Annotated in this window: 11 protein-coding genes, 1 tRNA gene and 1 pseudogene; 2 read left to right on the top strand and 11 right to left on the bottom strand. The window is 48.4% G+C overall.

The genetic code is table 11. The annotated features are described in order from the left end of the window. The first annotated feature begins 33 nt into the window (after positions 1–33). A complete protein-coding gene (locus JOE39_RS20160) occupies positions 34–660 on the top strand; it encodes a TetR/AcrR family transcriptional regulator (protein ID WP_210078358.1) in 627 nt (208 codons plus the stop codon). 301 nt (positions 661–961) lie between these two features. Here the strand turns inward: JOE39_RS20160 and JOE39_RS20155 are convergent, their stop codons facing one another. The 5 genes from JOE39_RS20155 to JOE39_RS20130 all read right to left on the bottom strand — a co-directional run bounded on the left by JOE39_RS20155 (position 962) and on the right by JOE39_RS20130 (position 7,733). Next, positions 962–1,387: a DUF1493 family protein gene (locus JOE39_RS20155; RefSeq protein WP_210078360.1), complete on the bottom strand. Its 426-nt coding sequence runs from the start codon at positions 1,385–1,387 to the stop codon at positions 962–964. 411 nt (positions 1,388–1,798) lie between these two features. Then, positions 1,799–3,157, bottom strand: coding sequence for an MFS transporter (locus tag JOE39_RS20150; RefSeq protein WP_024649504.1), 1,359 nt, complete (start codon positions 3,155–3,157; stop codon positions 1,799–1,801). Between the two features lie 776 nt (positions 3,158–3,933). Then, a complete protein-coding gene (locus JOE39_RS20140) occupies positions 3,934–4,752 on the bottom strand; it encodes a PDZ domain-containing protein (RefSeq protein WP_237504558.1) in 819 nt (272 codons plus the stop codon). Positions 4,753–5,288: 536 nt separating this feature from the next. Beyond that, positions 5,289–6,611: a DUF6602 domain-containing protein gene (locus JOE39_RS20135; protein WP_210078364.1), complete on the bottom strand. Its 1,323-nt coding sequence runs from the start codon at positions 6,609–6,611 to the stop codon at positions 5,289–5,291. A gap of 177 nt (positions 6,612–6,788) precedes the next feature. Further along, on the bottom strand, positions 6,789–7,733 hold the full coding sequence (locus JOE39_RS20130) for a hypothetical protein (RefSeq protein ID WP_210078367.1): 945 nt from the start codon (positions 7,731–7,733) through the stop codon (positions 6,789–6,791). 444 nt (positions 7,734–8,177) lie between these two features. On the opposite strand from JOE39_RS20130, the gene JOE39_RS20125 reads away from it, so the two are divergent. Beyond that, positions 8,178–9,029 (top strand): hypothetical protein, encoded by an 852-nt coding sequence (locus JOE39_RS20125; RefSeq protein WP_210078369.1) that lies wholly within the window; start codon positions 8,178–8,180, stop codon positions 9,027–9,029. Between the two features lie 179 nt (positions 9,030–9,208). Here JOE39_RS20125 and JOE39_RS20120 read toward each other — a convergent pair whose 3' ends face one another. The 6 genes and pseudogenes from JOE39_RS20120 to JOE39_RS20095 all read right to left on the bottom strand — a co-directional run bounded on the left by JOE39_RS20120 (position 9,209) and on the right by JOE39_RS20095 (position 13,258). Next, complete coding sequence (locus tag JOE39_RS20120) at positions 9,209–9,979, bottom strand: hypothetical protein (RefSeq protein ID WP_210078371.1); 771 nt, start codon at positions 9,977–9,979, stop codon at positions 9,209–9,211. A 261-nt stretch (positions 9,980–10,240) separates the two neighbouring features. Beyond that, on the bottom strand, positions 10,241–11,224 hold the full coding sequence (locus JOE39_RS20115) for a DUF3644 domain-containing protein (protein ID WP_210078373.1): 984 nt from the start codon (positions 11,222–11,224) through the stop codon (positions 10,241–10,243). Between the two features lie 429 nt (positions 11,225–11,653). Then, positions 11,654–12,019, bottom strand: coding sequence for a histone-like nucleoid-structuring protein, MvaT/MvaU family (locus tag JOE39_RS20110; protein ID WP_210078375.1), 366 nt, complete (start codon positions 12,017–12,019; stop codon positions 11,654–11,656). Positions 12,020–12,074: 55 nt separating this feature from the next. After that, positions 12,075–12,263 carry a hypothetical protein gene (locus JOE39_RS20105; RefSeq protein WP_210078377.1) on the bottom strand — a complete coding sequence of 63 codons (189 nt, stop codon included), beginning with the start codon at positions 12,261–12,263 and terminating at the stop codon, positions 12,075–12,077. After that, positions 12,226–13,037: pseudogene (locus JOE39_RS20100) on the bottom strand (chromosome segregation protein SMC). Before JOE39_RS20100 ends, JOE39_RS20105 begins: the two are co-directional and overlap by 38 nt. A 144-nt stretch (positions 13,038–13,181) precedes the next feature. Then, positions 13,182–13,258 (bottom strand) — tRNA-Arg (locus JOE39_RS20095). Positions 13,259–13,260: the final 2 nt, after the last annotated feature.

Raw genomic sequence — 13,260 nt, 5'->3', positions numbered from 1 at the left:
ACGAACAAACAAGCGGGCTGTAAGTTGCCGGCCATGACAGCGATCAAGACCAAATCCAAAGGTGGCAGGCCCAGGCAAGACCAAGCGGGCGAGGCCGAGCGTCGATTGCTGGATGCCGCGCTGCAGCGCTTTCTGGCCTGTGGTTTCGAAGGCACCTCATGCGAAGACATCGCCCGCGCGGCAGGTGCCAGCAAAGCCACCCTCTATGCCCGTTACGCCAACAAAGAAGCGCTGTTCGAAGCCGTTGTACGACGCCACGTAGCCACCTTGCTGGTGCCCGCCGAAACCACTCCCGCACTCCCTCTCGAAGGCCGCCTGCGGCATGTGGGCCACGGCATCCTCGAACATGCGCTGCAAGCCGAAACCCTGGCCATGATGCGCCTGGTGATCGCCACCTCTAACCGCACCCCGCTGCTGGCGGCTGAGGTCAACCGCATCGGGTGGGAAGGCGGTTTCACCAGAGTACGTTCGGCGATATTGGCAGGCCCGGACCAACCCACCGACCCTGACGCACTGGCCCGTCAATTCATTGATCTGGTGTTCGCTCCCCATCAGCTTAGAGCGCTGTTGGGGGAGGATCGGGGGGTGTTGATTCAGGGTATTCCGGAGCGGGTGGAATGGGGGGTGAGGATGGTTGGAGGTGCTGGGTTGTTGGGGTGAGGGGGTTGGGGTTTAACCGCTTGCGAGGCAATGGGCCTGAACGGTGAAGCCTTGTTGGGACATACAAGTCCCAGGCCCAAGCTGTCATCGCGGGCTACTTTTTTAGTTCATCAGATGGCTTCGCGACACTCGGTTCTGTCTCCCTGATTACCCTGGGTGCCCGTTTAATCACACAAGGTGGGCTGGTTTAGACTGCACTCACTTCACACCATTGCGCGAATCTTATCGAGCAGCCGAAGCTCGCACCCACTACATTGATTTTTGCAACTAAAAATGCTCGAGAATTAGCGGGTAAGAAGCTCTATTTTTTTCTGATCCTATAACCTTCCAAAGGAATCTCAGACGTGCAGTTATAAAGCGGAGCAGGGCTAAACTCTACGCTTTCTAATTCCTGTGTGTCCCAGGTTTTTGTTTTAGCAGCCAAATACAGCATACCCAAAGTTATAGGAATCTTGCCGCGCCTGTCCTTGCTTCGCCTGAAGGAAAAAAAATCATATCCCTCAGGTACAAAATACCTGTAGGGATCATAGTTATCTATATTTATGGAAAAACGCTCAAAGAACTCGGGCATCAGCTCATTGGCATCATCCCCTTCGATGCCCAGCTCACGATTAATATCAGTGGCCAGGCTGAGAGTTTCAAATGCATCCTTGCTGAATTCAAACACTTCTTTAATACACTTGACGATGTCGTTCAGCAGTTCATAGTCCACGCTATCTTTATTCATTCAGAACACCTGATCCTCAGCGCATACGTTGGCATTGTATGCGACAACGGTTTTATAGCCGATAAGTCCTAGATCTCGACTCCAATGCGTTCAGGTAGCAGCGCCTGGATTTCCTCGACAAGATGCTTTCACGCTGACGGCATTCTGCGGAGTCGGGTGCGGTGTCTCCCTTGCAAATGGGTGCGCGTGTCATTGAAATAGATCGCGTCCGATGCATGTTCAGCCCCGTTTTTCCAGGGCACCAAAAAAAAAACCGCACAAGGCGGGCTTTGGGCATTTCAGTCCACTGTCCAAGACACATCTAGATTTCAATAGGGTGCCCAGGCGTGAATCACGCAAATAAAACGAAGCCGCCGCAGAGTGCGTGTGCAGTCTGCGGCGGCTCTTTCCTGCAAAGCCTGGGGCTCTAAATCAGCTTTGGCTTTGCTTCGGGTCCTCAGCGTGAGCCCAACGATAATCCAGACGCGGCGCGAACACTTTGATCCGACGCTTGATCTTGATCAGAATCGGATCATGCACCGGCTCCGGATCTTTCAGGAATACGGTCAGCACAGCACTCAGTGCGTACAACCCGGAGAACGCCCAGACCACGCCTTCAATGCCGTAACTTTCATTGAAGATCGCAACAACAGCCGGGCCAACCCACGTCGACGCGCCTGCACCCAGGCTCAACACCGACAAGGCAGCCGCTTTGTTGTTCGGTGCCAAAGCAGGGGCAAGCGCCGACAGCGGCACGAAGCACGCCAGGGTCAGGCCGTAGAAGGCGCCGAAGATCGAGGCGATCAGGAAGTCGTTCGGAAACGCCTGTGGCATGAAGAAGAACAGCGGCGTGCTGATCGTGCTGCCCACTGCGCCAAACCACAGGATCGTGTTGCGATAACCGATCTTGGTGCTGATGACGCTGGAGCCCAGGTTGCCGATGATGTTGAACACAAACACGATGGTCAGCAGGCGCAGCCATTCTTCCAGGGTGAAGCCAACGGTTTGCATGAAGAACCCTGGCATGACCACCAGAAAGCCAAACATCGATGAGGTGTTGATGACGCGGACGATACCGGCCAACGACACTTTGGGACGGGTCCACATGATGGTGATGTTCTTGGCCATCGACACCAGCGGACGCTCGCCTTCCGGTGCCAGTCGGCGCATGCCATGAGCTTCGCGCATCCCGACCAGACCAATCACACCACCGATGACCACCAGAGCGAAAGACAGCCAGAAGGTCAGCAATGCACCAATCAACGGAATAGCGATGCTCGCTACCAGAGAGCCCAGCATTGGCAGGCCCGCGGCGTAAGCCACCCAGAACCAGCCCACGGCCATGCCCATCTTGCGGGACGGCGTGGAAGCCGCGATCCAGACCAGGAAACCGTAGGCGAAGAGCGGATAACCGAAACCGCGCAAACCATAGGTCAGCAGAATCATGGAATAGCTCAATTCCTGCAGCCCGTAGACCAGGAAGAGCACTTCGAACACGCTCCAGATAATCAACCCCAGGAACATCACCCGTTTCGGGCCCCAGATATTGGAGAGCGCGCCGGCGAGCCACGATGAAATACCGACCGTGACGCCATAGATGGTGAAGATCATGGCGACTTCATCGCCGGGCATGCCGCGTTCACTGAGGAAGGGCGAGAGGTATCCGAGTTCTACGCCATCGCCGATCATGAAGATCAACAGGCCGACAAAACCCCAGAACATGGGATAGGGAATACCAACTTTGTCGCAGAATCTAACGAGTGGAGTGTTCGGAGTTGATTGATCGCTCAATTTTCCGGTCCTTTTTGTTGCACGGCGTTTGGGCGCGCCGTAGGAATGGCCTCGATGAGGTTGAAAGACAGATTGGATAGCACAGGCATCCGCTTCGGGCAGCGAGCAAAACTGGCTTGATTATTTGACGCGCGGGGTCAGACATTGGAGCAGCTATCGTCGACCCATTAATCTATGTTTTTCTAGATTTTCGAGCCCGAAGCCGACCTTTTATGCCAGATGAAACGATTCATCACAACCGCAAGCCATTTTTTTAGGTGCGACAATATGTCCGGTTGTATTGTCTGAGGGGTTCGGATTTAGGGGCATGAGGTGTTTCGAATTGTGTATGAAAATAAATACATCTTTTTCCTGGGGCTGTGAGAAAAGCGGTGTGCCAGTGCTGCTGCATCTTCGGAACCGTTCAGGGCGTCGAACATACCGAGGCCTTTGCTGGCATCGGTTGGGGGGGGCGAGCATGCGTACCTCGATGTCCGCTTTCAGTTCCTTGTTCGTTTGGGCCATTTGCTGGGCCAACACCTTCTCGCCGTGACGTGTGGAGCGCACATAACGATCTCATCCAGCACCAAAAGCCAGAAACAACAAAGCCCGCACAGGGCGGGCTTTTGGGGTTCTTTGTAGACTGTCCACGACATGTCCAGATTTCCAGGCGTCGTTTGAACTGGGCTGTCAGAGGCCCGTTTTATAAGGGCTCTGCTAACAGCCTCTCAGTTAGGCATACACGTGGGCATACACGGTCCAGCTCGCTATGGTTAGTAGTCAGTCATTTGGATGATTCATTTCCCTACCTGTACGGTCTTCAGCAAGGGGGTCCCATTTCGAATCAGAGCAAGCCTGACTGCTTGTCCCCTCCGAGCGGCGATCATTTTGGTAAAGCCCTCTTCGTTGGAGACTTTCTCACCATCAATCGCCACGAGCATATCGCCTACCAAGACATCTGCTTTGTAAGCAGGACTATCATCGACGATGGTCCGCACCACGACTCCTTGATTTGTCTGCAGCAGTTGCTTTTCTAAGTCGTTCAGATTGCGCACAAACACTCCGAGCCGAAACCTTCCTTTCACAAAGTAAATCGCGCCATAGTCGGACCGGTTTACCGTAATTGGTACATAAGTGGTGGTGCTGCCGTAGGTGGTAGTCGTGGCATTTCCGTAAGCAGTGACCGGGCCACCAGGGCCATAAGCGTTGGCGCTTCCTGAGGTGAAGGAAGTGCTGGTGGTGGGGGTAGTGATCGGCATGCTTGAGGTAATGGAGCCGGTATATTTCGGTAGATAGACCAGAACCAAATCTGCTCCTACCGCCTTGCCTTGCTCCAATGCGTCCTCTTCAGAAACCCTTTCTCCGCTATTGAAGTGCGACTCGCCAATGATCACGTATCCCCGTTTCGCGTACCTGTCGACAATTTGATCGGCATCGCCGAATGCTGACCTTTCGACAAGGGGCGTCGCAGGAGGCGTCGAAGCTCGATTTGCGGAGATCTCCTCAGGCGTTGCGCCGGAACTCGGGGTATAAAACTCTTTGTAGCCGCTGGCGCATCCAGTGATGACAAACGACGTGATTATTGCCAACAGAGCGTGCATAGATAGCTTTCTCATACGAACCGGTCCTTGCCCCATTGACGTCATTGTCTTCTCCAGTATGGCGGAATGCCGCTACTTGATACAGCTGAGCCCGTATGCGGGACATAGCCGCTGACCGTGGAAGGGTTGAGGCTGTTGGCAGTTACTGAATCGGATTAGTAGCGGAAGGAATGAGAAGTCGAGTTCACCAGCCGATGAGTGAGTTCACCGAGTTCACCAGTTCACTAAGCTGCGAAAGCGTCGGCTACTCAAGACGCGCGGGTTCCCTGCCCCGTATGATGTAAAAGACCTCAGGGACCCCGCCCCTGAGACGATGCTTTCGCTGGTGGATCCACCTTAAGGGGGGGCGGGGGCGATAGCTGTCAAATGCCGTGTAACTAGTGTTGCACGTGTAACAAGCCTTCTTAACCCATTGATTTTCAAGTATAAATATATCGTAACACCGACCTGAAAGCTTCCGAGTTAGGGATGTAACAACGAGCAAATGTGTAACGTCACCTTCGTCTATGCTGGCTGCTCTTGACCGCCGTGGGCTCAAGGCAGCCGTTCGCCTAGTCGTTCATCAAATAAATTGACATATAGCTGGGCTCGACTTCATTTTCTGCGCACCACAAATCAAAACGTTCGATCTCAGATGCAACGAACCCGGTCTCATCTTTGTTAGTGATCACGTACGTTTGTGGATGTATAGGCCTGATGTATCCACCATCACGCATAAACTCTCGAGTTGAAATCAATGCATCGGCGACTTGTTCGATAGTCACACCGTGATTCCGAATTAAATACTCCCTCATATCATCATCTAGGAGTAAATATCCACCTTGCACTGCCATTATATTTATTGAAGCTATTTCAGCTTTGCCTATCCTCGAGGGCGACCACAAATTGTCATCGTCTCGCACCATGTGTTTTTCCTTAAACTCTTGTGTTCTATAAGCCCAACCAGCGCCGCCTTCGATCTCTTTGGCTTCCGCAATCAACAGTGGCTGAACACTATCCATGTGCAGCCCATCACCCCAAGGCATTTTGACGTTGAAATACTCGCCGATTTTTGACCAAATCAACTCTAAAATTAACTTTGCTGAGTTATGCCTCGTAGAAAATACGGAGATCCACTCATTTTTATTCTGCACAAGTAAAAATGGAATACCGCTACCTTTAACCAAACAAAAGTTATTAGACGTAACAAGGGTTGGAATGCTTGGAACTCCCCAGCCATGCCCGCTTTTCCAAGCCTCTTCAAGAATATCTGAAAATGCAGTCCTAAGACCATTCTCAGTCTTATATCCTTCGTAGCCATGAATTATTGTTATTGGTGACAATGACTCTTGCACAAGAGTATAAAATAGTATGCCATCAGCTTTAGATAAGTTATGTATGTCAAGGTATTCTTCAGGCGCCACTTTACCAGTCAGCTGAGAGAAACGTCGGCGCGCATTAGAAATATCAGGTCTATACCCTTCGTTAATCAATCTCTCCTCAAAATTGTCAGCAAATTTTCTTCTGATTTTTGCTAAATGATGCATAGCATCAGCGTATTCGGCCTTTCTTAGATTTTTCTTAACTTCAAATATACAAAGTATACTGTTGATATCATACTTGTACTGCTGCGTAAGCCCATATCTCTCTCCATCGCCATGCACCAACATACAATCTATTTGCTCATCCAGCATTTCGCCTCCGATAGAGATGAAACCCGAAACGACTCGTAGATCTAAGTGTTTTGGAATGGCGAAATCTTGGTATATACCTTGCTTTGTAATCTCCTCATAGGCACTTCCAAGGGTCGGCATATGAGACATATTAAATCCATCGAGCTTTCTTTTTTCGGCTTCGATAAATTCTCCAAGAAGCTCCGATGCCTTGCGAATCATATAACCTCCATTGGCAACTCTTGATTAATACACACTGAAGCAGCTTATCATCGACGTGCATAGAACGGCGATAAGAAGCCTAAATTTAAGGCGATTCGAGCATTTAAGACCCACTGTTTTCGGATCGTAAATTAAAAATAATTGTAATGCCAAGTATGACTAAAGCGGATCAAAAAATTATTTTATGGGAGGGACTCGTACGACTGGGAAGGCTTTAAGAAGTTCGGCATCTAGAGTATCTGCAAAGCTCTTTACCAAATCAGCAACCCGCTTCACGTCGGACGATGAGACATTGACAGGATAACCCTCTTTATTACGCCCACCTCGGTGCACTATATCATGACGAATTATTATTTCAGGCATGAAAGGAGCAATGTCAGGAAACTTTATTCCTAGGGTTTTCTCAAGTAGCGGCTTAGTTTTATCTAAGCGATGCCAAATGAATGTCTGTAAATACTCAATAACTTTTTTCTCTAACCCTTCCATTGCGGTGAAGATATCCGAAAGCTTCAGCTTCTCCCCTGCAAAGTCTTCATTACCCTTAACAAAAGAGCGCAATACTTCATCATTCTGAGTGACCCAGAAGGCTGTTGTGTCCCATAGATAAGCCTCTAAAGCCGTGATTGTCGCGCTATGCAATAGCTGTATTACAAAATCTTGAGCAGTCGCAGGCCCTGTCAGCGTCTCTTCAATTCTATTCAAGCGCTCAATCAGCATTTTCAGTGGGTCACTGCGATTGTCAGGAAGCAACGAATAAATGTCATCGTACTCCCAATCTCCGTGATTGACTCCTGCCCATTCATCTCCACACTCCTGAATTAGCTCATTGATCAACTCTTCCATCACCTCGTATGTTACGACGTCTGAAAAACGCTCTTGGATCTCATCGCTTGGATCATAGGGGCCACCGCAAATAAAATGATAACCTCCCTGCCGACCATCGTAAGGTGTTGAATTCGCGGGATTTTCAAACCGAGCATAAAACCAATGCCGCATTGCTTCAATCTGGAGGGCTTTAGGGGCTTTTTGAAGCCACTGATCATCAGGGTTAAATTCTCGAGCATCCTGGTTACCTGCTTCGGGTGGTAACTCTGGACGATCATCGAAGTCCCATTGGTCCATAACGTAATCTCCGTGTTAGCTCGTATAAACTGGGCGAATCGTGATGAAGGCCCTAAAAGCAATCTAGCGGATATTTAGCTCAATTGCCTCCCCGACCTTTGTAAATCCGTCAAAATAGGCGTACCTAGCCGACGCCGCTCGCCATGAAAAATCTAAATGGGTAGTTAGCGATCACTTGCGAGATCGCATCCTATCTTTACGTTGCTGCACGCGGACAAAAAGCAAGAGCCAATGCGACCCCACCTCCAGCCCTCCGAAGCTAGCTCGTGATTCTCTATCAGCTTCAACGAACGCAAAAGGTTAGCCGCCACGGTAGGTTTCCCGTAGTTTTTACGCATGTATGCACTAGGATTTGGCTTCGCACAAAAAAGCTTTTGACCAATGGCTCTCTGACTCCCCAACGACTACGCTGGAACTGTGCCCAGCCAGTCTAGGATGGCTTCTATGAGAGATCTTCGATTCAGTCGTACCTTTACTCTGCTGCAGCAAGAGGGACACCTAGCTAGAACATCGTTACTCGCCGGGATTGATTTGCTCTTGAAGGCAAATCTCGATGATAGAAAAATAGGTAATTTCTATTCCGCATTCTTTCAGCTCACAATTGGGATAGAAAGGATCCTAAAGCTTGTAGTTATTACTCACCACATGCTCGAAAACGACTACAAGCCTCCGACGGACGAGGAGCTACGAAAGAAGTATGGGCATAACATTAAGGCAACGTATTTGTATGCACTGTCCATACATAATAAATGGGAGGATGAAAAAGTAGCTGCGCCAATCTCTGGCAGTGCTGAAGATGAAATTCTCGATTTCCTAGAAAAATTTGCTAATAAGGCTCGTTACTACAATCTGCGCGAACTTAATAACAACACAGCAGATCGTGGGCCGCTCGGGGACTGGTACGCTATCTGCAAGAAGGTTGCAAACACTGACATAGGGTATGTAAAACTCAACAAAGACGCAGAGCGAGTCATGTATCAGCTGGATCAAGCAGGGTTGGTTGGTTACTCTACTAGATTTGCTTTCGACGGCCATCCAATGACGCTGTTCGACGATTATTGGAGCATGCATGTCATCCAGAAGACCGCGCCACATCTGGTATGGAAGATCCTACAGTTTATCAAGCCACTGTATAACACCCTCAACTATATTGCTCACGAGGCGGTAGATTTTGAGAGTACAAAAAAATTCAAATTACCCGTTATTCCACACCTATACGAATTCTTCGTCTTTGCGCTTGCAACAAAGGCTGACGCAATGCGTAGAAAATCATGGGCTCGAATTTTCCTTTATTAGCTTGGCTGATCTAAGAGCATACGAATTTAGCACTGACCGCCCGTTATCTAACGAATTTTTTTCTAGCTATCCAAAGCAGCAATTGACGAATAGTAAACGTCTTCGGTAAGTGAGTTTGGTAGTTTTCAAATATAACCAATCGTGGGATTGGGGCGGTCTACCGCCCAGAAGGAGGGCAATTAAATTTTATCGACCTCACCTAATATATCCTCTGCTTTTTCTACATTTACAACTCGAACCATTGATTTTCCGAAGCCCAAAGGAAAAATTGGATTTGACGGATCAATAGCAATAAAAAACTTCAGTAAAAGCATCGCTGAATTTATGTATCGGCCTACATATTCTGCGAATAACTCCTCCAGTATTGCATCTGTATTACTGGACTTGCTGTGTATGATCTCGTTTCTTAGCCTTTCAAGACTCTTGAAGTCCGACCAAAAAACTTCAGATTGAGGCGGTGGACATTTTAATATTACTGGCAGTATCGATGAAACTTTGTCTGACGTGGAAATCCATCGTTCAATTTGTTCTTTGTTATAATATTCTGTAGATTTATTCGTGGATTTTTTGTATGTGTATGAGTCTGGTATTCCTGCGTTACAAAACGACTCCACTGCCTTGTAAGCGAATATTATTGCTGTTTGTATGCACTCAAGATAATCATACGCAAGACCTACATTGTGGTCATATATCGATTCGGTAGACTCCGATAGCCGCTCGAGTCTCACTTTGATTTTTTTAGCCCGCTGTAACGACTTAGTTGCAACACTTATTGCGAGGGTGATTTCATTAGGGATTGCAATTGCAATTGTATTTGAACCAATTTTTGGCTTTATTATTTTTTGAAAAAAAGCTGTTGTATTTGTGGATGTTTCGTGAACCCCAAAAGGTTTATTTCCGCGCATGTCGGGTGCAGGGACAAACTCAGATGGATCGTCCGGGTTGCTCATGTGATAAACGCATACCAGCTGGGTATTTAGTTTTAACAATTCTCACTCCGGTATCTTGATAGCTTGTTGGCCTGATAGGGATGTTGTAATTTAATGCGCTTCTTACAATTACCTATTTTTCATCGCTAAAACACAGCCCTCTTTTTACCACTTTGCCGCTTTTCAATAATGTCATGAGGATTATGATTCTGTCATAGGCCATGAGATTTCTGGCTTTACACGGACGGCACCTACGAATCGGAATTTCCATGTTACTCATATCTAAATAAATTCCTTTTTTCGAATTTCGCACTCGTCTAGAACATAGTCTAGCCATGCCTCGTACCAATACCATGTGTTCATCACGGTAACACCGAAACCTTTACCCTGTTTTTTTGCTTCATTGAGCTGCCACATTTGCGTGTGGTGCATCATGTTGAATCGTGGATAACCAGCTTTCTTTACTTTTTCTACAATTTTCGAAGGTAAATATTTAGGCCGTTCAATCTCCTTTATCTGAATATACTTTGTATTCATTCCTTGGGCCATTTCAGAACCTGGCTTGATAAACTCAATAACCTGATCTGCCTGACCTTTATGATTCGCGGTTTTGGGAACGAAGAATACGCGATAAGAAAATTTCGGATCATTAAACTCCTCATCGCTTAGCGCCAAATCAAAATTAGTTATATATGCCCTAATATTTTCAGGGAGTCCGTCTGCCTGGGACAATCTGTCAACCTGATCCTTATTCAAAGATGAGAATTGTAGGCTGAAAGATAAGTGTTTATCTATTCCGAAATTAATGCCAAATAGCGACTTTATAAGTTCGTTGTAGTTTAGGCAGCAGGCTTGAAATCTAGCACTTAGAAACTGATCTATCCTGGTTGTCATTTGGTGTTCAATCTCATGCCTTAACCCGATTAAGAATCGGAGATTATTGGCGGCACTTAGGTGGACCGGTGATGCTGGATGATCCAAGCATTTCTCTAGCTCCCAATGCTTTACCGCGCCTTTAGCAGTCTTTTGAAACTTCTTACGCGTGCCTTCCAACTTAAAGTATCGATACTCAACTTTGTTTTTACGATAAAAAGCATGGAGTAGATAAGTCCAGGATATCATCATCAAGACTATAAATATTTCAGACTTAAAGGTTAGCGCAGGATTATTGAATATCTGTACCGAGGCTAGCGCAGCTTCTCTGGATTTCTTTATAAGTTCACCAGCTACAGAACCAACCGATCGCACTCTCTTCTCTGTTGACATTTTGATAGCCCTTAGAGTTGATTATATTTATTGGTTTACATTCTGTGAAGTCAAATTGACTGCGTTGTGTGTACTTGGGATGTTCCCTTTCCTACTGTACACCATAGCGACAGATAGCCGGAAATCCAGTCTGGGTATACGGTTTGCAGCATTCAGCAGTCACTCCGATCCTGCGCTAGTAGAAGCGTGGTTGGACCATTCACGCCCTAGCCTATGAATAATCTTTCAGACCTCTCCGTCCGAGCAGCAGTAGAATTGTCCTGCAGTAGCGACCGCTGTTGGCGGAAAACACTCCAGATCGTGAGGCAGAAATTCAAAAATTTGGTGTATTAGACTCCCTGCGTGTGGATTAAGACCGAGACATCTCATTTCAGTAAGTCGCGCCCATCAAAAAGGGCCCGTTCGGGCCCTTTTTCAGGTTAATCAGCGCTATTTCTTCAGCCATCCCTCGACGACATCATCGCCGTGTTCTGCTTTCCATTCCTTCAAAGCTCTGTGATTCCCACCTTTGGTTTCGATCACTTCACCGGTATTGGGATTTTTGTACACCTTGAGCTCGCGCGGTTTGCGTGTGCCTGCAGGCTTGTCAGAGATCTGACCTCGGGCTGATGCCTGTGGATCCAGCAGATTGACGATGTGCTTCAGGCTGAAGCCATAGTGCTCAAGCAGCTTGCGCAGCTTCGTCTCGAACTCGATCTCTTTCTTCAGTCCATCATCATCTTTCATTTTCTCCAGTACCTGGAGTTGCTCTGCGAGGTGTTTTTCCAGTTGGCGGTACTCTGCAAGTTTTGACATAGGGTTTCCATTGTGTGTGTTATTGAGATCGATAGCGCCGATTACAAGTTCAGCACTATTTTCGGCTTATCAGTTGACTTTCAATGTGCGCCATTTCCGCTTTAATTGCCTTGATCGTCAGCATTTGAATCTGACTGACTTTGGCTGAGGTCGCGTTGATGGTTTTCAGCAGTGCGGCCAGATGAGCTTTCCGAGTCTTGAGCGTGTCAGCCCAGCTCGTGCTGTTTTGTAGTTGCTTGTTCACTGCTTTCATCCTTTCGTTCCTCCAGTTGGCTCACGAGTACAGCCTGTTGAGGTGTCGAGATATTGTTGAGCTGAAGCAGATCCTGCGCGCCGTAGTTGCGCGCTCGGTCGGATAATTCATGCCACGTCCAGTTCCCGACGGTTTCGCCTTCCTGCGGAACCGCCAGTTTCAACAGGCTCACTTGATCAAGGCCGAGCAGGTTGTAATTCGCCCAGAGCCTTCCACCGACTTCAAACAATGACTTCGCGGCCTCGTTCCATTTCTCCTCAAGGATCGTCTGAGAGAGCCACAGGGCGTCGCGCTCTATGCCTCTGTGCTTTTCCTGTGCTTCAACGATGTATTTATCTACGGTGGCCAGCTCCTGCTTGAGCGCGGATATGATCAGCCCCTGCCGACGATCATGCTCGGCGGCGGTTGCCAGGTTTTTTGCGGCTTTTTGTGCATCGGCATTGGCGGTCTTTTCACCTTCGGTGTCGCCCCATGCGACAGCCTGTGCATATGCGGTAGCCGCATCCGTTTCCGCCTGCCGGGCTTTGGCCATGTCCTCTACCGCCTGTTGTTGGATCTGTTCCAGACGGATGCTGAGGCTCTGACGTTTTTCATTCAGCTCCTGCTCATCGGCTTTCCAGGTGTTCATGGCCTCGATGTAACCCGCCATCAGGGACTGATTGTTGATGAGGGTCTCGCGGCGATTGATCTTCTGATCCAACAGTCCGTATTGTGCCTGCGCGAGTCGACGATGCGCGGATCGCACATGCTGATCTCACCAACCATTAGGAGGCTGTCGGAATGCTCACGGATGGTGGATGCCGACATATCTTGAGAATTGCTAAAGCCAGAAACAAAAAAGCCCGCACAAGGCGGGCTTCGGGCATTTCATAGACTGTCCACTATCCAAGACACATCTAGATTTCAATATGGTGCACCAGGCGGGATTCGAACCCACGACCCCTGCCTTCGGAGGGCAGTACTCTATCCAGCTGAGCTACTGGTGCGA

Origin of the sequence: Pseudomonas sp. PvP100 (genome assembly GCF_017833055.1) — a bacterium.
In the GTDB taxonomy this organism is placed as follows: Bacteria; Pseudomonadota; Gammaproteobacteria; order Pseudomonadales; family Pseudomonadaceae; genus Aquipseudomonas; species Aquipseudomonas syringae.
Note: the sequence above shows the minus strand (reverse complement) of the source record. Positions and strands in the feature narration are given on the sequence as shown.